The following is a 26,498-nucleotide window of genomic DNA, read 5'->3' on the forward strand; positions in this document are numbered from 1 at the left end:
GTTCGGCGTCAGCCTCCTTCGCTCTGGCGTTTGAGGCGGGCCAGCGCGGCAAACACATCATCGTCATCGATGGGGTAGCGGTCGATCTGGATCACTGTCCAGTCGCCGTTGTCCCCGAGTTTTTCCAGTGCCTCGTCCGTTCCGGTGTAGCCCCAGAGGGCACTGTGACTACTGGCGCGACAGCTGCGCGGGAAGTGTTCCTGTAGCTCCTGGCGCGTCGCGTCTGCGGCGGCCAATCTTTGCACACGGGCCTTGAGCCCGCTGACGCCACTGAACTCGCTCAATGCCGGGGTTGATGTCGGCACCCACAACAACAGCGTGCCCTGCTGGGGATCACCGAGTACCAGGATGTCATCGGAGGGATAGCCGTTGATGCTCAAGCGGTGCACCTTCACTTGGCGCGGCCCCGGAGCCGGGTGCTCGCGTTCGTGCCGGGGCAGCAGTTGCAGCATCATTGGGTAGGCGGTGTCCGAGTAGCCGCCTTGCAGGCGCGCGCGCTGTACCTCCAGCCGGTATTGCGCCCGCAGATAATCGCCATAGCACTGTTCGTTGCCGAACAGGCCGTCGGCGGGGCGGACACTCCAGAATCCCGCCGAACGCCCGCCGAACCTCTGATCCCCGGCGTTCAGATAGGCCGTCAGTTCGGCCAGTGTCGCGGCGGCCTCCAGGACTTTCTCGCGCTGCGGGCTGGGGGCGATCACCAGCATGTCGGGCGACGCCGGGATCTGGTACAGCTCGTCGCCGTGATCCTCCCCGTCCATGGGAATGGCCATGAAGCTGCCATCGGCGGGTCGATAGTAAAGGCCACGACCCGGCCAGTCGGACAGCGACAGGTCTTCGATAAGCACCGGCGCGCTCAATTGCTGCAGGCCTTGCAGCGTTTGCAGACGTTGTATCAACCCACTCACATTCTCATGGTCCCGTGCGCTCAGGGTCACCAGCGTATGTCGACCTCCGGCAAGATCCAGCCGGTATGCCTCGTCGAGCTTGTTGACCGCATACAGGATCTCCTTGTCCTCGACCCTCACCACAACGCTACCCAGCGTCAGTCGGCCGGGCTCAAGCCGCATATCATCCGGGCGACTCAGATGATCGGTGTGCAGCACCCAGGTGGAGGGCCGGGACGTGGCGCCACTGGACAGATTGACCGTCGCGCCGTCACTCAGATACAGGTCATATTGGCTACCCTGGCCTTCGATGTCGTAGCGCAGGTACCGACCCTGTTCCGCCAAATCGTCCATGACCAATGGCGGCGCGGCCTGTCCCAGGCTGACCCGGATACGCGTGGCATGGTAGCGAGGCTCCAGCTTCTCCACGACCTTCTGGAAGACCGCGACCCATTCGGCTTCTATGAATTTGCCTTGGGTTTTTTGCTCGAGCGCCTTGAACAGCTGCAGTTCCGCGTCGTTGCGCTGGGTGGCGCCCAGCAGCCAACCATATTGCGGCAGGTAGGTGTGTTCGGGCGTGCTCGGCAGATGCAGGGCGCCGATGCTCTCCGAAACGGGTAGCGGCTTCTGCCCGGGCAGCTCCAGGACCCGGCCGACATCAATCGCCTGCTGTTCGTCCAGGACCACCCGCGGATCGCCCGAACGCGAATTGTCGACCGCGTAGATCTTCGGGCTGCCCAGATAGACCTGGCCGTTGCGCTGATCCAGATGGGTCACCACCACGGGACCGGCCATCCGCAGCGCATGGCTTTCAGGATCCTCGATATAACCACTGCGATAGGCCTGGACCTCCCGGGTAAATTGCGCGCCCGTGGCCAGGACCTTATGGGCCTTGGCAAAGAACACCGACACCAGGCTGCTGGCGCCCAGGCCCAGGCCGGCCAAGGGGATCGACAGCGGCCCGAGGAACTCGGCACCCTCGGCAAACCCGGCCAGTACCGTGCCCAGAGCCAGGCTATCGAGCCCGACGTTGGTGCCGTAGGTGGCTTTTTCCTCGGCGCTCTCGGCATGGGTCAGCAGGTAACTGTCCACCCCCAGGCTGGCGAGGACCAGCAAGGCATTGCCGGCGGCCAGCAGTCCACCGAGGGTCAGCGTCTTGCCGCCCAGACGGATACCTTGGCCGGCCTTGTCCAGCAGGCTGATGCTCTCGGCGCCCAGGTGCCGGGCATCCTTCAGGCCGAGGTAAATCGCCTGGGCGAGCATTTTCCCATCGCAGGCTACGCCGACGACCACCTGGGCCAGTTGCGTGTAGAACTGCACCCGGACCGCGCTGGCCAGTTCCGTCGACAAGGCCGAGCGCCTGCCGCTATTGAGCAGCAACAGCGCGAAGCCGGTATTCAGGCTGTTCAGGCCATCGAGTTGCGCCAGGCCATGGACCACCTCGTGGTGGGTGACGCCGGGGCGCGGGAGTAACTGGCCGTTCTGGAATTCGAAGTATTGGTGGATCGTGTCTACGCAGTTGCGGATGCGTGTCGCGAGCCTGGCCAGCGCGCTGTTTTTCTCCAGTTCCAGATGCTGTCGTGGCACACCGGCCGGGCCGATCAGCTCCATGGTGTCACCCGCGGCACCGGATTCGATGGCATGGAGATCGGGGACCTGGCCGGACACTGCCGCTCCGGCTCCGAGCCTTTGCCATTCCTGTTGCGCGGCCTGTCCCAGCTCGGTGAACGCGTTGCGTTGCATCCGGGATTGCTCGGCCATGGGCGGATAGGGCCTGCGCACATCGCCACCGAGGCCGGGGGCGTCCATGATCTGCCACGAACCGTCGGCACGACGTCGCACCTCATAGGTCGCGCGCCGGAAACCGTCGATGGCATGGATGATCCGGAACCGGTCGCGGAAGGCTCGGACTTCGTAGCGCAGGCCTTCGTGGAGGATGTACGTCCTGCCGTCCGGCGTGCGATACAGGCCTCGGGCATCCGGTCCCGAGGTGTCCGGCGTCGAACTGCCGTGCATCTCATATCCCCTCAACCAGATCGGCTGCGACCGCGTCGAAGGTCCGGGTTCTTCCGTGTTCGGCAGCGCTGCGCTCAGTGCCCTGTTCAGTTGGGCCAGGCTGCGGAGCGTGTTGCGCGGATTGGCGAGCGCATGTCGAACCCTGGCATTGTCATGGATGGAGCTGCTCAGTTGGGTCCACATCTGGTCGACGACTCGGGCTGATTTCCGCTGCCTGAGCAAGGTAAACAAGTCGGGCGTCTCGAGCAGAATGCGGAGCCTGGCATTCGCGAGAAAGACCGATTGGAATTGATGCCGGCTCCATGAAAGGGCATTGACCTCGAAGGGTAGAAGTAGCGGCGCGATGTCCTGGAACCCCATTTTCCTGGCCAGCATCAGCAGGTCCTGTTGATGCTCGAGGAGCCGGGACAACACGTCGTCAGTCAAGGACCTTATCCCGTCGGCGTTTTCCAGCAGGTTGATATGGATGATGCCGGCATCCGCGCAGCGGGCGATCAATCGTAGCCTGTCCGTTGAGATTTGCTGGTCGTCCAGCAGATGGGCGATTTGATGGGTGTTGAGCCCCTCTTCCATGGGCGGGGTCAGAGTGGCTGAACTGAAAATGATATCGACCCGCTCAAGCAGCGGGGGGACGCGACCGAGCACGGCTCTGATCAAGTCACGCCGTGGGGTGGTCTGATTGCCCAGGTGCTGGAGTGCATACAGGCGTAGCTGGGTGGCCGTCGCTCCATACTCCAGCAGGATATGCCGGATATTGTCACTGAAAATGAAGTTCCGTTGAGCCAGGAAGTCGATGTCCGCCGCTTGTGAAGGCCCGATCAGCAGCGTTTCCAGCAACGCCCTGCGCCTTGGTTCGTCGACCCACAGGGACAATTCCGGACGAGGAGGGGCGTCAATATAGTGCTCAATCATCCGGCGTATTTCGGCCGGCAGCGGGCGCAGGTCATAACGCTCATAAACGGAATTGAAGCCGTCATCGACAGCGGTGCTGATCCTCGGTGAACGGGACGGCAAGGTCGTTTCCAGGTAGCGAATGGCCGGCTGAAAGAGACCGTACGGATTGGGGGCTCCCTTGAGGATGGCGGTCAACGCTCGGTATCGGTCATTGCCCAGCCAGATACTCAGTTCCAGGCAATGCTCGATGGCCCGGGTATAGAGAGGCAAATGCTCCGAGGTCACGAAGGGCGCGATATCCGGATTGCGTTCGATATGATCGGCGGCGGCATTACGCAGTCTCTCGACCGTGAATATGCCGGCCCCATGGCCCTGGTTCAGTGACAGGGCCACGGCATGAAAGAAGCTGTCTTCACCGGCGGGGGCGCTCATCGGCTGGCCATCGAGCCAGGCGCGATAATGATTCGCGGCGGATCGGTACAGCACCACATCATGGCGGGCGCTGAACACCGCCGGGCTCACCCGGTAGATATAGGTGTCTTCGTGCAGTCCCCGCCGGTAGTGTGCCGACCAGCCAACGCCGGGATCGCTGACGTCGATAATCAACAGGCCGCTGCCTTGCGGCCACTCCGCCAGGTTGGGCATAAGGGGCACTATGATGTCCATGACCTGCGAGCTCCAGGACCCCAGCCGAACCAGGCCGGCGATGGCTGAAAGTCGTCGTGACAGGGTAGATGGCGATTGCCCCCTGGATCGCCCCGTCGGCGCGCCGCCCAGCAACCGTAGCCGTGCTGTGCCAAGAGGTGGGTGGGCCAGAGGAATCGCTTGCAGCACTGGGCCGGCAGCCAGCAAGGTCTTGCCGTCGGCACCCGTCCGACTGACCAGGGTTGGAATATCAGTGTTCGCGGGTTGCGGGGTGTCGGTGCTGGCCGTGCCCTGGTTGCCCGGCAGCGCTGCAATATCAGTTTGTCCGCTTGCCCTTGTTCGTGCCAGCCAATGCTGTCCGGGCAGGAATGTGCCGATCAAGCCGGCGTTCTTCTGGCTCGCGGCAGTGCCAAGCGCCCACTGCTCGAGGAGTGATTGCCGGTCACTCGCGCTCTTGCCGGGGAGAGGATGGCGGGCCTGCTCGATCAGCGCGTCACGCTGTATTTCGTAGAGGCACTGATGCACGTTGCCCGGCATCGGGATCAGTTCGACGTGGGTGTCGTCGCCCGGGGGCGGCGGCTGCAGGGTGGGTGTACTGGATTTTCTCAGTCGCGCGGCCACATAGTCTTTCCATGGCGGTTCCTGGAAAGACCGGTCGATGTCAGCGGGTCGGTTCAGGACCTTGAGGTCGTTGTCATCGGGTGAGTCCGGGGCATGCAGCAGCACGCTCGGGTCGTCCGGGTCCGCGCTGGTGATCGCGAGCACGCCGCCGCCAATGATATGCAGCGTGCGCTGGCCATCCTCGGAGCGTACCCATAAGCCCAGAGCGTTGGCGACGATGACGTGTGTACCGATCGTGGGGCGAGTGGCCGAGGCCGGGTAATCGAGCACCACCTCGAGCCACTGTTGCTGGCGCGTACCGATCCGGCCCTGGAGCGTGGCGTCCAGGAGCGCCAGTTGCAGACACGCGGCATTGGCGTATTGCCAGGTCTCGCGTATCGCCTGCGCCCGCTGCGCGCTGCTCGGGACCGACGGCTTCTCGTTCAGCGCCTGGACAATGGCATCCAGTGCTGCCTGATCCGGGATGATCGGCCGGTCGGAGCTGTCGTTGGGCGAGCTTGGCGGCAGCGTATTGACCAAGGCCAGGGCAAGGGCCAGGCGGCCGGCCTGCACTTGGCCGGCGGCCACCCGGTAGCGCTGCCAGTCCTGCCTGCCCGCCTCCTTGAAGACTTGTCGCCAGATCCTGTATTGCAACGCTTGCGAGCGCCGATTCACCCGGCTGCCGATATCCAGGACGTCACGCAGGTCCGCGGCGGCTTCGAGGCGCTCCAGCATTGCCCGCGACGTGTCCGCCGGGGAGGCGGCAAACGTATCGTTCACCTGCCTTTGCTGGGCGTTGCGCAGTGACTGGACCTGCCAGGCGAACAGGCTTTCTTGCTTGTCATCGCTGGCGCTGAAACGGTCCGCGACTTTTCGCCCGATTCGCACCTGCAGTGTCGCGTGCAGGACCCTGAGCGAAGCAAAGGTTTCGAGACCATATTCCAGGCTGTAGAGCACCACCCGTCCGAGATCACTGTGGATCTCGACCGCTTTCTTGCCCTTGAACTGCTTCGGGTCGGGATCGCTGTCCGGCAGGGCGGCGCCGTCGTGGCGGGTGATCACGAAGGCGCCAGGCCATGGGGTCGTGTCCGCGGCGTCTGCTCCCAGGAAGACGATGTCGTAGACCCCGGGTCGATGGACCGAGGGTGCTACCGGTAGGGCACTTTCCCGTTGTTCCCGTGTGGGCAGGCTCAGCACTTGGTCAATCAATTGCCGGTCGTCGGCGTCCAGCGTTCCATCGACGCCGCGCAGTTGCGCCTCGGCCCGCAGTTGCGTCTCCAGGGTCCGTGCGAGCCATTGATCGGTGGGCATACCGCCGGTGGCGCCATTGGGGTGTGTCCAGAACTGCTCCAACTGCGCCAGATAATCCCGTTGGAGTTGGCGTAGCTGCTCAACCTTGTCAGTCGCCGGATTCACTTCGGGCATGGTCGGGCGCGGCAGCTCATCCAGCAGGGCGGCCACCTGCTTATTGGTGGTATTGAGCGACAGCAATTGCTGGGACTGGAACGACGCGGTGTCGGTCGGCGCCGGGGGGCTATCGGTTGCGCAGGGGGAGGAAATACAGGGTGGGTCGAGGGTTTTCATGGGGCAGTGATCTCAGGGTCCGGGGGCAGCCATCGGGTTGCCCGCCACTTGTGACGTGATGGTCCCAAGTGTGGATTGAGCGGGTTCACTGGATATATGGGAAGTGTCTTGGACTCGGTGGTGAAAGCAGCCTGATTCGATTCACCGATATGCCGTGGCGATCCCTCGGCGTTCTTCCAGGCAGTCCGCCGAGCCGGTTTCGAACTCCCGGCAGATCAGCGGGCGTTTCTCGTAGATCGTACAGCGCATGCTGTCGCGATCCAGCGCCGCGCACCAGCCGTCGTCCAGGCGCAGCATCACTTCGCCGCCCCAATCGTCGATATCGATAAAACGCTCGGGAACACCGGTATCGGTGATCAGCATCACTTCCAGTCGGCAGCAGCAGGCCGCGCAGGAAGAGCAGGTGATTGCCGGTGTGGTGAGGTCGGTCAGGGGAATCGTGGTCATGGGCGCCAGTGTATGTCAGTGCCGCGAGCCCGTATGCCTGAATCAATCGTCTGGCGATAGCCGGATACCGCCGTGTGTCGGCCTGTTCTTTGTCTACTCCCCCTTGTCCGCACTCGGTTCTGGCTGATTGCGGTTGAGCCCAGGCTCATTTGTCCTATTTGAAGGGAGTCAGACATGACGGATGCCATCACGCCGCTTCGCCCATCGCTGCAACAGGAGATCGATGCCGCCAAGGCGCTTTTCGCCCACCCGCCGATCTTGCGAGACGTGGCCTTGTCAGCCATTCAGGATTATTTTTTTACCCGCTGGGATCCGCAACGCAACGCGGCGAATCTTTTTGTCGGCCGTCCTCAATGGTCCGTGGCCGATGGCAAAAGGGTCTTTGGCGGTTATCACTACACGGCCTTGCTCGATCTTGTGCTCAGGCATTTTACCCAGGGTGTTGCACCGGTTTTTACCGCGGATCATGTGCTGGAAGCCCGGATCGACGACCGGCCCGATGCTCGTTATCTGGTGGAGGCTTCGGCAACCCAGGCAATGCTTCGCCAGTGGGGCGATCTTCTGCTTGAGCTCTATCAACAGGCGCTGGTCGACTACTGGAACCAGGCCGATGAGCAGGGGGCCAGCCGCTTTCGCCGTCTCAGCAGCCTGCTGGTACGGATCCTGGCCGCCGACCGGGAACACTACCGCGCCTTCCTGACGGTCGATTTGCAAAAGCCTGACCAGCAACTGACGATCTATGGTCTGCGGGCCGTGAGCAAGGATTCGTGGGGCGGACACTACCCTGAAGCATTGCCAGTGCTGATTGCCCGTCGTTGGGAGCGTAAGGTCGAGCAGGCTCCGCTGTTGCTCAGTCTTGCGCTCGGGCTCTTCAGGGCCGGGACCCCGGAGGTGGGGCCTTTGCTGCCGTTGTTCATGAGCGCCCGGGCTGAGGGGCGTGATATCGAGTATCGCGAGCATCGGCTCTGGCAGCGGGGCGATCCTGACGAGTTGCTTGAACAGGCCTTTGCCTACCTTGGCCAAGCCTTGCTGGAGAATCAGCTTCAGGAGATTTCGCTGATTGCCCGCGATCTCGAATGGACCGTCGAGGACTACCAGAAGCGACTCGAGGCCATCACCCGCCCCGATAGCTGGTTTTTCACGCCAGTACCGGTGCAGCCCCATAGCGTCCGTGAATTGTCCGACGAACTGACGGCGCTGCGCGATGAAATGCCTTACTGGTTGCTCGGTGCCGCCCCGCGGGACGTTGAACGCTACCGTGATCTGCTCGATCAGTTGGCGAGTGTGCAGCGTGCTTCGCAGGGCAAGGCGTTTCTTGACGGGATCGGCGACCTGAAGAGTTTCACCCGTCGCGCCCTGATGAAGAAAATCCATGAAGATCATCCCGGGCCCCTGGGAATTGACGACACCGATGAGATCCACCTGGAACTCGACAAGGTTATCGCTGTGGCGGTGGTCGGTGGCGCGGGCGGTGCCTTGGGCAGTATTGAAAAAGTCAGGATGAGCCTGACCGAGTTCGCCCTCGAGAACCTCGGCGGCTTTCGCCATTCGAAGATGCGCATATCGGTCAGGCGCTGCGCCGTCGAGTCGCTCGTGCCGTCCTGGCTTACCCCGGATTACATCCGGCAGTTGGTCACCGCCGTGGACATCGGCAAGACCTACCTGGATGAGCTGCGCGCCAAGCTGATCGACGACGCCGACGAGGCCGGGCGTCGGGAAAAACTCTTTACCGAGCAACTGCGGGTGCAATTGCCCATGGCGGCGCTGGAGCTCAAGATCAGGGCGCAGGCCGGTTTCAGCGAGGCGGGTTTTCGCTGTATCGAGGCCATCATGAAACCCGCCGGGCCGGGGCGACAGGTCGACGGTCAGACCATCGTGCTCAGGCCCCTGGGGTTCCGTGCCGAAGCCGATGCCGCCGTCGATGAAGTGGCGTCGATGTTTGTCATCGGGCCGAAGGATATCCGCCACGGTCCGCATGTGCTGTACCGCCCGTTGTTCGCCAAGGCCGGGACCCATGAATCAGTGCTCCTGGGATTTCAGGCAACGTCCGCGGGAGCCTTGTGTGCCCAGGATAACGATGCCCGGCCGACGCCGGCGCTCGAGCCGTTGCGCCAGTATGAGACCTTCGACGCCGTGTTCGAGGCCATCCGCCAGGAGGGCGCGCTACAGGACAGCGTGCTGGCCTGGATGAGTGCCGGTGCTCGACGGCTGTACGACCATGGTGGCTTTCAGGAACCCCACCTGCCGCGCTCGTTCGAAGACGACTTTGCCGCCTATTCATCCCCCGGGCCGGCACGTCCCAGTGAGGTGATGGTCGAGGGTGACACTCTGCACCACCTCTTCGTGTCGACGGCGCGAACGCTGATCGAGCTGGCCGACCGGCAATCGGTGTCCAACGCCGAGCAACGCTGGGCCCTGCTCAAGGAGGGCGCGTGGCAACTGTTCAATGTACTGCTGATGTTCATCCGTGGCCCGGCGGCCGTGGCGGGCTGGATCTACGCGGTCGTCGCCAGCGTGGATCGGGATATCCGCCAGCTACAGGCCAGGGACGGCCAAGGGCAGGCAAATGCCTGGGCCGATGTGCTGGTCAATCTTTCGTTCATCCTCAGCCATCATCTCGCCGAGGCCAGGGCCTCTTCATCCGGTCGCGAGAGGATACCCCTCAGCGCGCCGCAGCCTGAGGTGCGCTCGCCGGGGCCTGATCCTTATGTCGCGCAGGTGCCGGACCTGCCCTTGCCCATGCATCTGGAGACGCCAGCCCTGGTTCCCTCCGGGCAGCGCCGGATCCAGATCGGCGACCTGTTGCTGCGCCGTTACGAGCAGCCCTGGCCGAAGGCCGAGTCACTCGGCACGGTGATCGCCGACGGCGAGCTCAAGGGACTGCTCCGGCTGAAAGAGACCGGCCACCTGGCCACTTACATCGGTGGGCGCCTGTATCGCGTCCGGCAGGAGGCCGAGGGTGGCGTTCGGATGATCACGCCGGACGGCAGTCGCGAAGGTTTCTACCTGCAAAGTACCGAGGCCGGTGAGTGGAGCCTGGATGTGCGGCTGCGTCTGCGCGGTGGTTCGGGGCGCGGCGGGCGCAAGACCATCAAGCAGATGCAGGACGAAAAAAAAGCGGCCGCCCAGGCGTTGCTGGTTCGACACAAGGACATAGAAATATTGGGGAAACTCGCCTCGACCGCGGCCTCCGCGGCCCGGGCCGACTTGAAGATCAAAGAGGCGGGGACTGACGCCGAGGCCACCAGCAAGGCCCGACAACGTTATCTTCAGGAAGCAGAAAAAGCCTTTGGCCTGGTGGGGCAGAGCATCGTCCTGCGCGAAGAACAAGCCAGGGTCGAGGCAGTGCCCAAGTGGAAGGAAACCGTGTGCGCGTTTCTCGGTATCCAGTTGGGCGCCTGCCGCGAGGCGCTGGATGTCCTGCGCAGGGTCCGGGAGGAGCTGCGCCCTTCCGCCGCTGAACTCGAACAGGCCCATGCCAGCCATGTCAGGAACCCCGCACTGGATGAACGTATCCTTGCCTACCAGAAGAGCAAGGCCGAGGCCAATGAGCGCATGTTCGGCTGGCACCGCGAGGAAAAACGGGTCAATGAGCAGTTGGACAATTATTCGGGCCTGGGGAGCAAGATCCGCGACCAGGCTGTCAGCACTACCCGGGATGCTCCGCAGGAGCGGGAGACGCAATCGTCGCAACTCCATACCCTGAGCTGGTTGAGTCTTCATGAGTTGAAGCGGGGCGAGCAGATCTTCTCTTCCCTGATGGACAGGACCCAGGAGATCGCCATGGCGAACCAATCCCGGGTCAATCTGGAGCAGGATCCGGACATACCGGCCAGGCGCCGCCGGCGGGTGCTCAATACCTGCGTTGAAAACTATGTGGCGGGCATGGAGACCATCGAGTTCTGGCAGCACCAGCAGCCGGAGGGCATGGCGACGCCCTATACCGGACGTCTGCTCGAACTGATCGGGCAACTGCGTGACGAAGCCCTGGAGTCATTGAGCGAGTTGCTCGACGAACAGGCCAGCGATATCGCGGCGCAAGAGGAGCTTGAGAAAATCCCCGGGCTTATTCAGACCCGGGGATCCAGGGGCGGCGTCTACGTGGGGAAGGTCAGGCCGCCGGCCGCCGGCCAGACCCGGGAGACTGTCGAAATCACCGCCGCTGATGAGGTCCACGTGTTCCAGGAAAGCGCCACGGGCAGTTACTGGGAGGAGGTCAAGGCTCCCGAGCCGGAACCCGCACCGATACCTGCCGCCGCGCGACCGCGCAGTGGGCTGAAGCGGCTGATCAAGGAGGCCGGCACCCAGATGCAAAGGGCACGTAGCGAACTACTCGGCGCCCGGCAGGAACTGGCGCGCGCACTCGACCAGGCGGCGAGGCTGAAACAACCGGTCAGGGATCCGGTTTACCTGCAGGATGTGCTGGAGGGTGAAGCGAGGACACTCGATTCGCTCGCGGATCAGCTTGCCAGCAGCCTGGAGACTGCCGAGGCGTCACCCGAGCGGGTCAACGGACGGACTCAAGTGGCCAACTTGCGCACCTTGTCCCTCGAGTTGCGCAATGAAGGGCTGTTGATCCGGGTCGAGGCAACCAAGGCGAGCATGCCGGACATGGCGCGCGTCGACTTCCTTCATCGCCAGGGTGCCATTGAGATCAGGAAAAACGGGCCGCGCAGTCCGCTCAAGTCCCGTGACTACCTGCAGGAGTACCTGATACTCGACAAGGCCGCCCCGGGCAAGAAGAGCGCCTTGCTCTGGGTCGCGCATTTTCACTACAACGACCTGACCCCGAACGAGGATCTGTTTATCCCGGGAGCTGCCCACCTGAAAACCCGCGAAGAGCGCTTTCTCGGCCCCAAGGCGCAAGCCCGTGCCGAAGGTGCGCGTTTCGAGCGAATCCGCCGGGGCCAGCCGGGTCGTGCGCAGGCGGCTGTCGATATCTGGCGCAGCGCGATCAGCTTGCCCATGGCCCGCCAGTTCTTTTTCAATGCCGCCGACGTGGAGGCGACCCTGGTGGAGCAACTGAGGCGACTGTAGCGGCGGGCGCTCGCCGCGTGATGTGCGGAACATTTCCACGATAAGCGGATACCGCATGGGCCTGGTGTGTCAGGCGTCTACTGGCCCTGTACCGGTGTTCGGTACCGGGCGTGGCGCTTGAGCCCAAGCCTGTCGGATCTGTTTGAAGGGAATAGTTTGTATGAATGACGCAGTCACACTGGCGGACCCGTCGCTTGAGCAGGACATCGAGGCGGCCAAGGCGCTTTTCGCCCATCCGCCGACGTTGCGGGAAGTGGCCTTGTCGGCCATCCAGAAGTATTTTTTCAGCCTCTGGAATCCGCAACGCAATGCCTCGCATCTGTATGTCGGTAAACTCCAATGGCTTGAGCGCGATGGAAAAAGATTCTCGGGTGGCTATCAATACTGCGCCGTGATCGACCTTGTGCTCGAGCATTTTACGACCGGGGTCGCGCCGATCTTTACCGCCGAGCATGTGCTGGAGATCAAGCTCGACAGTTTGCCCGGCGACCGGCTTGTGGTGGATGCATCGGCCATCCAGGCCGTGCTCGGGTCGTGGGGCGATATCCTGCTGAAACTCTATCAGCAGGCCTTGGTCGACTACTGGAACGCGGAGGAGGAGGGGCAGGGCTACAGCCGCTTTTTTCGTCTTGGCAGGATACTGGGGCGGATTTTGTCCGCCGGTCGTGAACAGCATCGTGCCTTTCTGTCGGTCAATCTGGAAAAGCCCGAGGAGCAATTCTCCCTCCATGGCGTACAGGCGGTGAGCAAGGACACCTGGGGCGGCGCTTATCCCGAGGCTTTGCCCGTGCTGGTGGCCCGCCGCAAGGAACGGGGGATCGAGCAGAACCCGCTGGTGCTCAGCCTGGCCAAAGGCCTTTTCAGGGTCGGCACCACGGATCTCGGACAACTGGTGCCCTTGTTCATGAGTAGCCGGGCCAATGGCCGGAATATCGAGTACCGCGAGCATCTGCTCTGGCAGCAGGGCGACCCGGATATGCAACTGGAGCAGGCCCTCGCCAGCCTTGCCGAAAGCCTGCTGGAAAACCAGCTTCAGGCGATTTCGCTGATCGGGCTCGATAGCGAGTGGACGCTCGAGGACTACCAGCGCCGGCTCGATGCGATTACCCGTACGGATAACTGGTTTTTCACGCCGGTGCGGGCAGAGCCCCATACGGTGGTCGAGTTGCCCGAAGCGCTGGCGGCGCTCAGTGACGGCTTGCCGCATTGGTTGCTCGGGGCGCCGAGCGAAGACCTTGGCGCCTACCGCGCCCTGCTGGAAAAACTCGCCGATGTGCAGCGCGCGTCGGGCGGCCAGGCCTATCTTGATGACGTGGGTGATCTGCCGGGCTTCGCCGCCAAGTCACTGCTCAAGAAGATGGGCGAGGACCATCCGCAAACCGTCGATATCGCCAACCCCGACGATATTCGCCTGGAGCTCGACAAGGTCATCGCGGTGGCCGTTGCCGGGGGCGCGGGTGGGGCGCTGGGGACGGTGGTCAAGGTGCGGATGAGCCTGACCGAGTTTGCCCTGGAGAATCTCGGCGGTTTTCGGCATGCGAAGATGAAGATCGGCATCCGCCACTGTGGCGTGGAAATGCCGGTGCCCGAATGGCTGACCCCGGACTACGTCAAGGGGCTGGTCACTGCCGTGGACATCGGCAAGACCTACCTGGATGCACTGCGGGCCAAGCTTATCGACGACGCCGACGAGGCCCGGCGCCGGGAACAACTGTTCAGCGAGCAACTGCGGGTGCAATTGCCCATGGCGGCCCTGGAGCTGAAGATTCGCGGCGAAGCGAACTTCGACGAATCGGGATACCGCTATGTCGAAGCGCTAGTGCAGCCCGACGCAGCAAAGCGCCAGGTGAACGGCCAGGAGATTGTCCTGCGTCCCCTGGCCTTCAAGGCCGAAGCCGATGCGGCCGCGGATGTGGTGGCGTCCATGTTCATTATCGGCCCGAGGGACACTCGCCACGGCCCGTTCATTCTCTATCGGCCCCTGCTCGCCAAGGCCGACCCACAGGCGTCGGTCTTCCAGCAGTTCCAGTCGGCGCCGGGCAAGGCCTTTTGTCCCCACGACAATGACGCCCGCCCCACGCCTCCCGTCGAGCCGCTCCTGCAATACCCGACGTTGGCGGCCCTGTTCGAGGCGCTCAAGCAACCCGGGGCCGTGCAGGACAGCATCCTGGCCTGGTTGAGCGATGAGGCCCGGCGCACCTATGCCAATGGCGGCTTTGTCGAGCCCCATCTGCGGCGCTCGTTCGAGGACGACTTTGCCGCGCTATTGCCGGTGGCACCGACCACCCTCGATGACGCGGTGGTCCAGGGCGACTACCTGCATCACCTGTTCGGTTCGATGGCCAGGACCCTGATCGCCCTGGCGGACCGGCAATCGGTGTCCAATGCCGAGTTGCGCTGGAACACCTTGAAGGAGGGCGGCTGGCAACTGTTCAACGTGGCGCTGATGTTTATCCGCGGTCCGGCGGCGGTGGCCGGCTGGATTTTCGCCGTGGTCGCCAGTGTCGATACCGACTTTCGACGCTTGCAGGAAAAGGACCCTGGGGCCAAGGCCAGTGCCTGGGCCGATGTACTGGTGAATATTGCCTTTATTCTCGGGCATCGCTTGACCCGTCAGCAGGCGCACGCCGAGACACCGCAGCAGATCCCGATGGAGGAGGGTCAGCGCTCGCCGATCCGGGCAACGATCAGCGAGGGGCCGGACCGGCCGCTGCCGATGAAACTGGATAACCCGGTGGCGCCCGGCACGGTTTCCTCGCGTCCGAGTGTCAGTTCGTTCACCTTGAAGATTTACCCGTATCCCTGGCCCGAGCCCGAGACCCTGGGGGAAGTCATCGCCTCCGGCGATTTGCAGGGACTGATCCGATTGAAAGAGTCGAGCCGGCTGGCAGCCTACTTCGGTGGCTGGCTGTTTGCGGTAAAGGTGGATGCCGAGGGCAATGTCCGGGTGGTCGCGCCGGACGGTCGTAGTGAAGGGTTCTATCTGAAAAACGATGGCGCGGGAAGCTGGACGCCGGACTTGAAGCTACGCCTGCGCGGCGGCTCGGGGCGTTCGGGAAATGTCGGGAAAAGAAGAGCCGCCCTGCTGGAGGAAAAACGTCGGGAGCAGGAACAGCAAAACCTGGTCAGTTCGCGCTTCATGGACGAGTGGAATGAAGGGGTTCAGGCGCAGGGGACGCGGGCAGAAGCGCTACTACCCGAGGCGCAAGCCTTGAGGACGATGGAAGGCAATCCCGAGCGTTATACCAACCAGCAGTGGTTCGCTCGAATGGACCGCCTCGGCGACCGGGTAAAAGCCTTTCTCGACGGTTACGAGCAACAGATCAACAAGCTGCGGATGAACGAGACGGTATTCCTGCGGGGCTACAAGGGGACACTCTTTGCCTGCTTGCATCGGTTCGTCGTGGGGATGCAGTTTGCCCTGGACTCGATAAGGATCGTCGAACGTCGTTGCCTGCTGATCATTGAGCGCTTGCCCTATCAGGACACCGCGGGCCGGGTATCGCTGGAAAGGCAGCAGATAGAGCAACGAGAAAACCGTGCCGCAGACCTGTATATCGACTGGGCGGAGCGGGAGAAACAGGCGTTTTCCGAACTGGGCCGTCATCGCAACCGGGATTTGACGGAATACCAGGGCATCCGCGAGGTCAGGGGGCAAGGGAGTGATGTGGCTGGATTGAAAGCCATCAGAACCTGTCGGCTCGGGCTGTATTGCTTCCGGGAGCTGGATCCGCAGCAGCTTGATAGCGATATCTGGATGAAGTTCGAGGATCTGCGCAGTGCCTTGGCCTCCCAGTCCATTCTCGATGAGCGAGCCGCTTCGCCGCTGTCCGCCGAGGCGGACATGGCGGTGCTCAACACCTGCGTGAGTCAATATAACGAAGTGCTGGCCATGGTCGAGTACAAGACCGGCTTCTTGCCGCAAGGTAGCCGTCTGGTCTGGGGCGATCTGTTTGTCCGGCGCCTGGTCGAGTTGCAGCAGGAGGCCGAGCGCAGCCTGGTCGAGCGCATTGAGGCGCAGGCTCCGGAGCAAGACGAACCTGAGGTACCGTCGCGGCAACCCGGCAAGACCCGGAAAGTCATCCGTACCCGCCGCAAGAAAAACTACCTCGGTTATGTTCGGGACACGCGCCAGGATGGCCATGAGGTCGTCGAGTTGATGGATCCCCAGACCGGTCAACCGATCGATTCCTTTGTTGAAGAAGAGGACGGCTACTGGCAGCCGTTGCCCAAGCCGGCGGCGGCCACCTTGCCCAGGCCCCTGCCGCAGCCGGGCCTCAAGCGCCTGGTGCAGATGGCCGAGAGCCAGATCCGCCAGGCCGGTCGGGAGGTCGAGATGGCCAAGCGGCAGATCCCGGTCGCCAAGGACCCGGTCTATCTGCAGGATGTGCTCGAAGTGCAAGCGCGGGCGCTGGAGGCGCTGGCCGGGCAAATCGACCGGGCGCTGGCCGAGTCGAACGGTTCGGTGAGCCAAAGCGAAATCTCCGCCGCCAAGGTTCAGGCCTCGGAACTGCGTCTCCAGGCCGGGACGCTCAGGCATGAGGGGTTGCTGGCGCGAATCGCAGTGACCAAGTCGAGTGCGCCGGACACCGAGCGGCTGCTGTTTCTCAAGGAACACAACGAGGTCGAGATCTTTCGCAACGGGCCGCGCACAAGACTCGGGAAAGATGACTTTCTCCAGGAGTATGTGGTGCGCGACAAGGCGGCCGGCAAGAATATCTGGGTGGCGCATTTCCACTATCCCGAAAAAACCACCTCGGAGGAGTTGTTCGTGATGCGCGGCGCCCTGGGCAAGGACGGCAAGCCACAAGCCCATGGCGCTCATCTGAAGCGCTGGGACGAGCGTTTTCTCGGGGTCAAGGCCCAGGCCCGGGCCGAGCAGGAGCGCTTTGAACGGATCCGCCAAGGCCAACCCGGGCGGGCCCTGGAGGTGTTCCGGATCTGGCGCAGCGAGATCAGCCTGAACATGGCGCGCCAGCTGTTTTTCAATGCCGCGGAACGCGAAGCCGTGGTGCGTGAGCAACTGCGTCAGCTTTAGCTGATCCGGGCCACGACCAACCAGCCGCCTTAACTATCGAAGCGCCCGAGCAGCGGCTGCGTTCGGGCGGTCGGCCTGGCCAGCAGCAGTTGCGCGGTGCCGATGCTGCGTTCGAGGAAACCGCCCTCGCAGTAGCACAGGTAGAACTCCCACAAACGCAGGAAATAATCGTCGTAGCCCAGTTCGCTCAGGCGCCCGTGGGCACGGCGGAAGTTCTCGTGCCACAGGCGCAGGGTGCGCGCGTAGTGCAGGCCGAAGTCTTCCATGTGCAGCAGGTTCATGTCGGTTTCGTGGCTGACCACCTCGAGCATCTTCTGCACGCTGGGCAGGGCGCCACCGGGGAAAATATAACGCTGGATAAAGTCGACCGTGCTCCTGGCCTGCTCATAACGTTGTTCGCGGATGGTGATGGCTTGCAGCAGCATCAGCCCATCGCTCTTGAGCAGGTGCGCGCATTGCTTGAAGTAGTTGTCGAGGAACTGATGACCGACGGCTTCGATCATTTCGATGGACACCAGTTTGTCGTACTGGCCGCTGAGGTCGCGATAGTCTTCGAGCAGCAGGGTGATCTGTTCTTGCAGGCCCAGGCTGTCGATGCGTTGCCGGGTGTAGGCGAACTGTTCCCGGGACAGCGTGGTGGTGGTGACCTTGCAGCCGTAATGCTGCGCGGCATAAATCGCCATGCTGCCCCAGCCGGTGCCGATCTCCAGCAAATGGTCACTGGGTTGCAGGTCGAGCTTGCGGCAGATGCGTTCCAGCTTGTTCAACTGGGCCTGTTCGAGGCTGTCGTCGGGACTGAGGAACTGCGCGGCGGAATACATCATGGTCGGATCGAGAAACTGTTCGAACAGCTCGTTGCCGAGGTCGTAATGCGCTTCGATATTTTTCCGCGAGCCCTTGCGGGTGTTGCGATTGAGCCAGTGCAGGATCTGGATGAACGGCCGTCCGAGGCGGGCCAGGCCACTCTCCATGGCATCGAGCACGTCCAGGTTGCTGACAAATACCCGCACCACCGCGGTCAGGTCCGGGCTGCTCCAGTAGCCATGGATAAAGGCCTCTCCGGCACCGATGGAACCGTTGCCGGCGACCATGCCCCAGACCGCCGGGTCCTGGATATGGATCTCGCCCAGCAGGCTGGCGCCGGCCTGGCCGAACAGTTGTCGCTCGCCGTCTTCGACCACCAGCAACTGGCCATGGCGCAGCTGGTTCAATTGGCGTAGCACACCCCGGCGCAAGACGGCGCTGGACAGGCTGTTGGCGCTGAACCGATTGGCCCGGGTCACCAGGCTAGAACTTTTCATGGCGTTGCTCATGGTGTCGCTCCTCGGTTTGCGTGGCGGCCAGGCTGAAGGTGCCGTCGGCGGCCTGGTGGGAGAAGATCGGTGTGCGTTTGAGAAACAGGCGCAGGGCTTGCCAGTAGATCGCCAGGCAGGTCTTGGCGGTCATCCAGGGGAAGCGCCGCAGGTAGCGGTGCAGACTGACGCGATCAAGGACTTCGCGGTGCAGGCTGAGGGTCGCGTCGAAGACCTTGAGGTCGCCCTGCCAGTCGGCCATGTGCACGCCGAGTCGTTCGGCGGGCGGGCTGAAGCTCATGCGGTATTCCAGGTCCCGGGGCAGGAACGGCGAGACGTGGAAGGCCTTGGCCACACTGACGTGCTGGTGGCCGTCGCCCTCGGCGGGCAGCACGTAGTGGTAGTGCTCGCCCCAGGGTGTGTTGGTGACTTCGCAGAGAATCGCCAGCAGCTTGCCGTCCAGGTCATGGCAGTAGAAGAAACTCACCGGGTTGAACGCCAGGCCCCAGCTGCGGGCCTGGGTCAGCAGGCGGATCGGGCCTTGTGGGGTTTGCCCGAGGGCTTCACCGACTTGCTGGCGAACCGCATCGATCAGGCGCATGCCCTGGCGCGTGAAGCTGCGCAGGTAGTCGGTTTCGCGAAAGGCAAAGGGTGCCAGGCGCTGGCTGCCGGCCAATGGCGAGAGCCCGAGTACCGCGTCCTGTTCGTCGAGGTCCAGGTACAGCAGGCCGATCCGGTAGCGGAATGCATGGGCCCGTGGCGAAAAGCGTCGGTGGCTGATCCAGCCGCTGTACAGGGCGCTGTTCACAGGGACTCACCAAAGGCGGCGCAGACCCGCAGGGCGCTGGTCACGCCGTCTTCGTGGAAGCCGTTGGCCCAGTAGGCGCCGCAATAGTAGGTATGTTGATCGCCATACAATTCGTTCCACCGATTCTGCGCCGCGACAGCGTTCAGGCTGTACTGCGGATGGGCATAGGTGTAGCGGGCGAGGATTTTCAGCGGATTGATCTCTGCACTCTGGTTGAGGCTGACACAGAAGGTGGTGTCGCTCTCGATGCCCTGCAGGATGTTCATGTTGTAGGTGACGGCGGCCGGGCGCTGGCCTTCGCCGCCCAGGCGATAGTTCCAACTGGCCCAGGCCAGCGGGCGATCCGGCAGCAGACGGGTATCGGTATGCAGCACCACCTCGTTGTCCGCGTAGGGCAAGGCGCTGAGGATCTGCCGTTCGGCCTCGCTCGGTTCGGCGAGCAGGCGCAGCGCCTGGTCACTGTGACAAGCGAAGATCACCTTGTCGAAGCGCTCGCGGCCGGTGCTGCTGTGGATCGTTACGCCTTGTTCATCGCGCTCGACCCGGCTCACCGGGCAGTTGAGGCGGATATGCTGGCGAAATCCGGCGACCAACGGCTCGATGTACTGGCGCGAACCGCCTTCGATCACCTGCCATTGCGGGCGGTTGCTCAGCGACAGCAGTCCGTGGTTCTTGAAGAAACGCACGAACAGTTGCAGCGGGAAACCGAGCATGTCCGCCAGGGACATCGACCAGATCGCCGCGCCCATGGGCACGATGTAGTGCTGGATAAAGCGCTGGCCATAGCCGCCGTTGTTCAGGTAGTCGCCGAGGGTGGTGTCGCTGGCGATGCGCTGTTGTTCGAGGTCTTCGAGGGCCTGGCGGTTGAAGCGCAGGATATCGCGCAGCATGCCCCAGAACCCTGGCGACAGCAGGTTGCGCCGTTGGGCGAACAGGCTGTTGAGGTTGTTGCCGTTATATTCCAGGTTCGTGGCCGGGTCGCATACCGAGAAACTCATTTCGGTGGCTTTGTAGCTCACGCCCAGGCTGCTCAACAGGCGGATGAAGTTCGGGTAGGTCCAGTCGTTGAACACGATAAAACCGGTGTCCACGGCATGGCGCTGGCCATTGACCGTCACGTCCACTGTATGGGTGTGGCCGCCAATCCGATCGGCGGCTTCGAACAGGGTGATCTCGTGCTGGCGACTCAGCAGGTGTCCGCAGGTCAGCCCCGAGATACCGCTGCCGACAAGGGCAATTTTCATGACTGACCCTTGTTTTGCGCGGAGGTGCGGGCCATGCGTTTGCCGATAGCCAGTTGCAGCCGTCTGGGCAGGCGCGAGAGGGGCCAGAGCGCGGCCATGAACAGCGCCGGAAAGGCAATTTCCAGGGGCCGTTGCCTGAGCTTTTCACAGATATGCTCGGCGGCTTTCTCGGCTGACCAACTGAGTGGCATGGGAAAGTCGTTTTTCTGGGTCAGCGGTGTGTCGACGAAGCCGGGGCTGACCACGGTGACGGTGATGCCTTCGTGGGCCAGGTCGATGCGCAGGGATTCGAACAGGTAACGCATGCCGGCTTTTGACGCGCCATAGGCTTCGGCCCGGGGCAGCGGCAGGAAGGTGACCGAACTGGCGATGCCCACCAGATGCGGCTGGATGCCGGCGCGCAGCAGTGGCAAGGCGGCTTCTATGCAGTAACTGCTGGCCAGCAGGTTGGTACGTACCACCCGCTCGATGATCGAAGCATCGAAGGCCTGGGCATCGACATATTCACAGGTGCCGGCATTGAGGATCACCGTGTCCAGGGCTCCCCAGGCCTGGGTGATGCGCTCGCCGATTTCTCGGACCTGCTGGCTGTCGGTCAGGTCACCGGGCACCAGCAGGACCTGGTCGGGATAACGCTTATCCAGGGCTTGCAGCGGTTCGAGGCTGCGGGCGCTGACGGCCAGGTGTACGCCGGCCTTGAGCAGGACTTCGGCGATGGCCGCGCCGATACCGCTGCTGGCGCCCGTCAGCCAGATACGTCGTGGAGCTGTAATGCTCATCCCAATCTCCTTTTCAACCAGGCCGTTGCGTGGCCCAGTAGCGGCACATGGTCATATAACAAGGCCCCGGCATCGAAGTAATCGCGATGCCGATAGACCTTGTCGAACCACAACAGATGCGAACACCCATCGACGTGAATAGGCCTTCCTCTGGCCAATCTCGGATGACGATAGCTCATGTGCCAGCGCAGATAACCTTCGCCTTCACCGACGTCATCGAGGCCGTGGATGTTGTATTGCAGCTCGCTGATCGAGGCGTACATCCGCGCAAAATAGTGCTGCAGGTCCACGAGGCCCGTGATTTCGTGCAGCGGGTCGGTGAACAGCACGTCGTCGCTGTAGAGTTCGCCGAGGCGTGACAGGTTGTCCTTGTCGAGCAGGACGAATTGCTGGGCGAAATGGTGCAGGAACTCACTCATGGGCACCTCCGGCCTCCAGCCGTTGTGGCAGGTTCCTGAAGGCGGCGAGGGCACGCTCGCGACTGCGGCCCAGATCGACCATGGGCTGTGGATAACTTGCCAGGCCGAACAGGCCGCCGAGTGCCGCCGGGTTATGCACGGCCTTTTTGTCCAGGCCGGCCAGTTCCGGTAGCCAGTGCTTGATAAACAGCCCTTCGCGATCGAATTTTTCCGATTGGCTCAGCGGGTTGAAAATCCGGAAGTAGGGCGCCGCGTCGGTGCCGGTGGACGCGCTCCATTGCCAGCCGCCGTTGTTGGCCGCCAGGTCGCCGTCAATCAGGTGACGCATGAAAAAACGTTCGCCTTCGCGCCAGTCGATCAGCAGGTTCTTGGTCAGGAACATCGCCACCACCATCCGCAGGCGGTTGTGCATCCAGCCGGTTTCGAGCAGTTGGCGCATGGCCGCGTCGATGATCGGCAGGCCGGTGCGGGCTTCTTGCCAGGCCGCCAGTTCCTCCGGCACCTGACGCCAGGCCAGGGCTTCGGTTTCCACGCGGAAGGCGCGCTGCTTCGAGACCCGTGGATAGCCCACCAGAATGTGTTTGTAGAACTCGCGCCAGAGCAGTTCGTTGATCCAGGTGACGGCGCCGATACTGCCGCTTTCGAACTCGCCCTGGTTGCTTTGCAGCGCCGCGTGCAGGCACTGGCGGGGGGAGATCACACCGGCGGCGAGGTAGGCGGAGAGTTGGCTGGTGCCGGGTTTGGCCGGGAAATCCCGTTCGCTCTGGTAATAGTCGATCTGCTGCTCGGCGAAGGTGCTCAGGCGCCGCCGGGCTTCGTCCTCGCCGGCAGGCCAGAGGTCGCGCAGGGCCTGGCTGGGGCGCGCGAACCCGTCGACTTCGCCGGGCACCGGATCGGCCTCGAACGCCGACTCTGCCTGGGCTTTGGGTATTGCGACCAGGCGCGGCAAGGCGCCGTGCAGACGGCTGTAGCAGACCTTGCGGAACTGGCTGAAGACCTGGAAGTAGGTGCCGGTGCGGGTCAATACGCTGCCGGGCTTGAAGAACAGTTGATCCAGGTGGCTATGGAAGCTCACACCTTGTGCTTCAAGGGTGTGCGCCACGGCTTGATCACGGCGGCTTTCGTGAACGCCATATTCTTCGTTGACGTGCACGGCAGCGATCTTCAGTGTCTGGCACAGGGTGCCCAGCACCTCGGGCACCTGCTCCCAGGTCTGGGCATGACGAATCAGCAGCGGGATATTCAGCGCGGCCAGGGCCTTGCTCAGTACCTGCAGGTTACGCAGCCAGAAATCCACCTTGCACGGGGCATCGTCGTGCAATTGCCATTGCCCGGGCGTCACCAGGTAAACAGCGACCGTCGGCCCTTGCCCGGAGGCTGCGGCCAGGGCGGTGTTGTCATGCAGGCGCAGATCGGTGCGCAGCCAGAGCAGTTGCATAGTCATTCCTTGATTCGTGGGCGAGGGCGCTAGATCAGGCCGAGCCGGGTCAGGCTCTGGTAAGCGGACAACGGGTCTTCGGCCAGGGTCATCTCAGCGCTCTCCCGGGTACTTACGGATAACTCGGCGAAATGGATGCATACCGTTGGTCCGGCAATCAGGATCGGGCAGTTGATCCCCACCAGCAGCCTGGGTAGCGCCGCCAGGTTCATGGCCTTGCTCGAATACAGCAGCACGGCGCGACTCTTCAGGTGCTCGCTGGCCAGGGCCAATTCGTTGGCCGGCAAGGGCCAGTCGAAGACTTCCACCGGGCAGTCGGCGCTGCTCACCAGCCAGGCGGTCAGCCACAGGTGCGGCTCCATGGGCAGGTCCGAATGGTTGACCAGCAAGACCGGTGCGCCCTTGAGTTGCCTGTTGTTGTGATAGATCCGCGCGCCCAGCTTGCTGCGCAGCCAGGTGTAGAAGAACGCCCGTTCCATCTGCCCGCCGAACTGGCCTTGCCAGCGTTGCTCGAGTTCCGCCAGCAGAGGCATCAGTAACTGTTCGCACAAGGTGCGCGGCGGGTACAGCGACATGGCCTGGTTGAAGCGGTCATCGACCTGGCGCTCGGCCAACTGGCTGATGGCCCGCACCAGGTCCTGGCGCAAGGCCTGCCAATCGTTGGTGGCAGGCTCGGCCAGGGTCGGGCCGGCATCGAGTAGTTGCTTGATCTGACTGACCGCGACGCCGCGATTGAGCCAGGTGACGATGGCCTGGATACGTTGCACGTGCTCGGCGGAAAACAACCGATGGCCCTTGGGGGTGCGGTGCGGCACCACCAGGCCATAGCGGCGTTCCCAGGCCCGCAGGGTCACGGCGTTGACGCCTGTCTGCCGGGCCACTTCGCGAATGGGCAACCAGCCCTGTTCCAGTGCGCTGGCGTAATCAGCGGGCGCTTCGAGGGAGTCGGTCATATCAGATGGCATTTCGCAGGCTGAGGTTTTCCGGATGCGGTTGCAGGTACACCTGGCGGGCGATATAGGGATCGGGGTGCTGGCGGAAATGGTGTTTGAGCAGGGTCAACGGCACCACCAAGGGCACGATACCCTGGTGGTATTGGCCGATGACCTGCAGCACTTCCTGTTTGTCTTCGGCGCTGATGGATTGCTTCAGGTAGCCGGTGAGGTGTTGCAGGACATTGGTGTGGGTGCGGCGGGTCGCGCATTTTTTCAGGGCGGCCATCAACTGGCTGAAATAGCGTGGCCCGATGGTTTCGGCATCCGTGTTGCCCATGCTGCCCAGCAGTTTGCCGAGCACCTTGTACTGCAATGGGTTGTGAGCCATCAGCAGGTATTTGTAGCGGGCGTGGAACTCGGTCAGGCCGCGTCGCGTGAGGCCGGCCTGGCGCAGGTCCTGCCAGGCCGCGTAGGCGAAGACCCGGGTCAGGAAGTTTTCCCGCAGCACCGCATCGTTCAGCCGGCCGTCCTCTTCCACTGGCAAGTCGGGATGTTGCGCGCAAAACGCCTGGGCGTAGATGCCGCGTCCGTCTTCGGCGGGCCGCCCGCCCTCCTGGTAGACCTTGACCCGCTCCAGTCCGCAGGACGGCGACTTCTGCATGAAGATGTAGCCGCTGATATCCGTGAGTTCGGCGGCCATCTGATTGCCATAGTCGACCAGTGCCCGGGTCACATCCGTCTCGGCGTGCACGCTGCCCACGGCCCGTGGTTGCTGCGGGTCACCCACCAGGCGAATCGGCTCGCGGGGGATGCCCAGGCCGATGGCCGCTTCCGGGCACAGCGGGATGAAATCGAAATATTCGCTGAGGGTGCGGCTGCACAGTCGCGATTCCTTGTGCCCACCGTTGTAGCGCACCTCAATGCCCATCAAGCAGGCGCTGACAGCGATTTTGGGTTTGCGCGGCAACTCGGTGGTGGCGGGCATGGAGAACCTCGAGAGAAATACTTGTACAGGCAAGCATGCTTGTACAACTAAAGCTCATCATAGGTTCTGTGTTGTACAAGTCAAATTATTTGTACAGGTTTTTCTGGGGCGTTTACTGCCAGCCCATTCGCCAGGTCTCGGCATCTTGCAGATGGGTCCAACTGATGCGCTGGTTGCGTTGGCTCATCACCGCTTGCAGCTCGACTTCGAGCACGGTGCCTTGCTCATCGCAAAACAGTTCGGTGACCAGGAAATGTTTTTCCCGATTCAGAGGGCGGGCTGCCGTCCATTTCGACAGCAGCAGCTTGCGCGGGTTGATGCGGTTCAACCCAGGTGTTCCATCAGTCGCCGGGCGGCTTCCTGGCCGCTGAGCCAGGCGCCTTCGACACGTCCCGACAGGCACCAGTCGCCACACACGTACAGGCCCAGGTCGGCATCGGCCAGCGCCCCCCATTCCCGTGCGCCGGCCGGGCGAGCATAGAGCCAGCGGTGGGCGAGGGTGAAGACCGGGGCCGGCATGCTGGCGTGGAGCAACTCGGCAAAGGCGCCGTGCAACTGCTCGATCACGGCCTCCTTGGACAGGTCCAGATGCTGCTTGCTCCAGGTGCTGGTGGCGTGCAGGACCCAGGTGTCGAGCTGGCTGTCGCGCGCCGGCTTGCTGCGGTTGCGGGCCAGCCAGTCGAGGGGGCTGTCCTGTACGAAGCAGCCTTCCATCGGTGTGTCCAGCGGCGTGTCAAAGGCCAGGGCGATGGCCCAGGTCGGCTCCATCTGCACGCCGGCGGCGGCCCCGGCGAGTTTCGGCGCGGCCGCCAGCAGGGCGGTGGCCTGGGGTGCGGGCGTGGCGATGATGACCTGGCTGAACGGGCCGTGGGTGTAGCCTTCGGCATCCTGCAGGTGCCAATGCTGTTCACCGCGGAACACCTCGGTGATCCGGCAACTGAAATGCGCCTGGAGGCGGCCGAGCAAACCGCGGGTAATGGCGCTCATGCGCGGCGTGCCGACCCAGCGGGTCTGTTCGTCCGGCGACAGGCTCAGTTGGCCGTTCTGGAAGTTGTAGAGCTGCGGATCCCATTCGGCGACCCAGCCTTCACCCTGCCAGCGCTGGACTTCCTTGACGAAGCGGCGATCGCGGGCGGTGAAGTACTGCGCGCCCAGGTCCAGCGCACCGGCATCGCTGCGTTTGCTGGACATGCGCCCGCCGCTGCCGCGACTCTTGTCGAAGATTTCGATGGAATACCCGGCATCGTGCAACGCCCGGGCAGCCGAAAGTCCGGCGATGCCGGCACCGATTATTGCGATAGGTACAGTCATGGGTGGGCCTCGTTACCTGTAAGCACAGACTACGCCGTCAGCAAAACCTGTACAATCTTGTTTTTTGGTATAACTTGCGACCTGCCTGTCGGTTCACACTGTCCTATTGTTAAAACATATTTCGGTCGAGAGAAAAGAG

General features: G+C 63.0%; 14 protein-coding genes. 2 read left to right on the plus strand and 12 right to left on the minus strand.

Going from position 1 to position 26,498, the window contains the following annotated elements; translation table 11 throughout:
- Positions 1–8: 8 nt before the first annotated feature.
- Both M5B42_RS19385 and M5B42_RS19390 read right to left on the minus strand, forming a co-directional pair.
- Positions 9–6,626: a TcdA/TcdB pore-forming domain-containing protein gene (locus M5B42_RS19385; RefSeq protein ID WP_248746753.1), complete on the minus strand. Its 6,618-nt coding sequence runs from the start codon at positions 6,624–6,626 to the stop codon at positions 9–11.
- A gap of 141 nt (positions 6,627–6,767) precedes the next feature.
- Positions 6,768–7,073: a YkgJ family cysteine cluster protein gene (locus tag M5B42_RS19390; RefSeq protein WP_218223537.1), complete on the minus strand. Its 306-nt coding sequence runs from the start codon at positions 7,071–7,073 to the stop codon at positions 6,768–6,770.
- A 174-nt stretch (positions 7,074–7,247) separates the two neighbouring features.
- Between M5B42_RS19390 and M5B42_RS19395 the strand changes: the two genes are divergently transcribed.
- The gene (locus M5B42_RS19395) at positions 7,248–12,110 is read left to right on the plus strand and encodes a hypothetical protein (protein WP_248746754.1); all 4,863 of its coding nucleotides are present in this window, start codon (positions 7,248–7,250) and stop codon (positions 12,108–12,110) included.
- A 160-nt stretch (positions 12,111–12,270) separates the two neighbouring features.
- The gene (locus M5B42_RS19400; RefSeq protein ID WP_248746755.1) at positions 12,271–17,148 is read left to right on the plus strand and encodes a DUF6543 domain-containing protein; all 4,878 of its coding nucleotides are present in this window, start codon (positions 12,271–12,273) and stop codon (positions 17,146–17,148) included.
- A 29-nt stretch (positions 17,149–17,177) separates the two neighbouring features.
- On the opposite strand, the gene M5B42_RS19405 is transcribed toward M5B42_RS19400, so the two are convergent.
- The 10 genes from M5B42_RS19405 to M5B42_RS19450 all read right to left on the minus strand — a co-directional run bounded on the left by M5B42_RS19405 (position 17,178) and on the right by M5B42_RS19450 (position 26,359).
- Complete coding sequence (locus M5B42_RS19405) at positions 17,178–18,449, minus strand: cyclopropane-fatty-acyl-phospholipid synthase family protein (RefSeq protein WP_248746756.1); 1,272 nt, start codon at positions 18,447–18,449, stop codon at positions 17,178–17,180.
- Positions 18,436–19,248, minus strand: coding sequence for a DUF1365 domain-containing protein (locus tag M5B42_RS19410; protein WP_248746757.1), 813 nt, complete (start codon positions 19,246–19,248; stop codon positions 18,436–18,438). The genes M5B42_RS19405 and M5B42_RS19410 overlap by 14 nt, the downstream gene beginning before the upstream one ends.
- Positions 19,245–20,492: an FAD-dependent oxidoreductase gene (locus M5B42_RS19415; protein WP_248746758.1), complete on the minus strand. Its 1,248-nt coding sequence runs from the start codon at positions 20,490–20,492 to the stop codon at positions 19,245–19,247. The genes M5B42_RS19410 and M5B42_RS19415 overlap by 4 nt, the downstream gene beginning before the upstream one ends.
- The gene (locus M5B42_RS19420) at positions 20,489–21,271 is read right to left on the minus strand and encodes an SDR family NAD(P)-dependent oxidoreductase (protein WP_248746759.1); all 783 of its coding nucleotides are present in this window, start codon (positions 21,269–21,271) and stop codon (positions 20,489–20,491) included. The genes M5B42_RS19415 and M5B42_RS19420 overlap by 4 nt, the downstream gene beginning before the upstream one ends.
- Positions 21,268–21,690: a nuclear transport factor 2 family protein gene (locus M5B42_RS19425; protein WP_248746760.1), complete on the minus strand. Its 423-nt coding sequence runs from the start codon at positions 21,688–21,690 to the stop codon at positions 21,268–21,270. Before M5B42_RS19425 ends, M5B42_RS19420 begins: the two co-directional genes overlap by 4 nt.
- Positions 21,683–23,128, minus strand: coding sequence for a deoxyribodipyrimidine photo-lyase (phrB, locus tag M5B42_RS19430; RefSeq protein WP_248746814.1), 1,446 nt, complete (start codon positions 23,126–23,128; stop codon positions 21,683–21,685). The genes M5B42_RS19425 and phrB overlap by 8 nt, the downstream gene beginning before the upstream one ends.
- A 29-nt stretch (positions 23,129–23,157) precedes the next feature.
- Positions 23,158–24,081: a MerR family transcriptional regulator gene (locus tag M5B42_RS19435; protein ID WP_248746761.1), complete on the minus strand. Its 924-nt coding sequence runs from the start codon at positions 24,079–24,081 to the stop codon at positions 23,158–23,160.
- 1 nt (position 24,082) lies between these two features.
- Positions 24,083–25,048: a DUF523 and DUF1722 domain-containing protein gene (locus M5B42_RS19440; RefSeq protein ID WP_248746762.1), complete on the minus strand. Its 966-nt coding sequence runs from the start codon at positions 25,046–25,048 to the stop codon at positions 24,083–24,085.
- Positions 25,049–25,160: 112 nt separating this feature from the next.
- Positions 25,161–25,376 (minus strand): TIGR02450 family Trp-rich protein, encoded by a 216-nt coding sequence (locus M5B42_RS19445; RefSeq protein ID WP_152740069.1) that lies wholly within the window; start codon positions 25,374–25,376, stop codon positions 25,161–25,163.
- Positions 25,373–26,359 carry an FAD-dependent oxidoreductase gene (locus M5B42_RS19450; RefSeq protein ID WP_103499268.1) on the minus strand — a complete coding sequence of 329 codons (987 nt, stop codon included), beginning with the start codon at positions 26,357–26,359 and terminating at the stop codon, positions 25,373–25,375. Before M5B42_RS19450 ends, M5B42_RS19445 begins: the two co-directional genes overlap by 4 nt.
- Between the last annotated feature and the right edge of the window lie 139 nt (positions 26,360–26,498).

It is taken from the genome of Pseudomonas sp. MWU12-2037 (assembly GCF_023242345.1).
Taxonomy (GTDB): Bacteria; Pseudomonadota; Gammaproteobacteria; order Pseudomonadales; family Pseudomonadaceae; genus Aquipseudomonas; species Aquipseudomonas gingeri_D.

What these genes read in the sequence shown, in the direction of transcription:
- M5B42_RS19415 (WP_248746758.1), bottom strand. Translation starts at nt 20,492, where the DNA reads ATGAAAATTGCCCTTGTCGGCAGCGGTATCTCGGGGCTGACCTGCGGA.
- M5B42_RS19435 (WP_248746761.1), bottom strand. Translation starts at nt 24,081, where the DNA reads ATGACCGACTCCCTCGAAGCGCCCGCTGATTACGCCAGCGCACTGGAA.
- M5B42_RS19440 (WP_248746762.1), bottom strand. Translation starts at nt 25,048, where the DNA reads ATGCCCGCCACCACCGAGTTGCCGCGCAAACCCAAAATCGCTGTCAGC.
- M5B42_RS19405 (WP_248746756.1), bottom strand. Translation starts at nt 18,449, where the DNA reads ATGAAAAGTTCTAGCCTGGTGACCCGGGCCAATCGGTTCAGCGCCAAC.
- M5B42_RS19420 (WP_248746759.1), bottom strand. Translation starts at nt 21,271, where the DNA reads ATGAGCATTACAGCTCCACGACGTATCTGGCTGACGGGCGCCAGCAGC.
- M5B42_RS19400 (WP_248746755.1), top strand. Translation starts at nt 12,271, where the DNA reads ATGAATGACGCAGTCACACTGGCGGACCCGTCGCTTGAGCAGGACATC.
- M5B42_RS19390 (WP_218223537.1), bottom strand. Translation starts at nt 7,073, where the DNA reads ATGACCACGATTCCCCTGACCGACCTCACCACACCGGCAATCACCTGC.
- phrB (WP_248746814.1), bottom strand. Translation starts at nt 23,128, where the DNA reads ATGCAACTGCTCTGGCTGCGCACCGATCTGCGCCTGCATGACAACACC.
- M5B42_RS19395 (WP_248746754.1), top strand. Translation starts at nt 7,248, where the DNA reads ATGACGGATGCCATCACGCCGCTTCGCCCATCGCTGCAACAGGAGATC.
- M5B42_RS19450 (WP_103499268.1), bottom strand. Translation starts at nt 26,359, where the DNA reads ATGACTGTACCTATCGCAATAATCGGTGCCGGCATCGCCGGACTTTCG.
- M5B42_RS19385 (WP_248746753.1), bottom strand. Translation starts at nt 6,626, where the DNA reads ATGAAAACCCTCGACCCACCCTGTATTTCCTCCCCCTGCGCAACCGAT.
- M5B42_RS19425 (WP_248746760.1), bottom strand. Translation starts at nt 21,690, where the DNA reads ATGAGTGAGTTCCTGCACCATTTCGCCCAGCAATTCGTCCTGCTCGAC.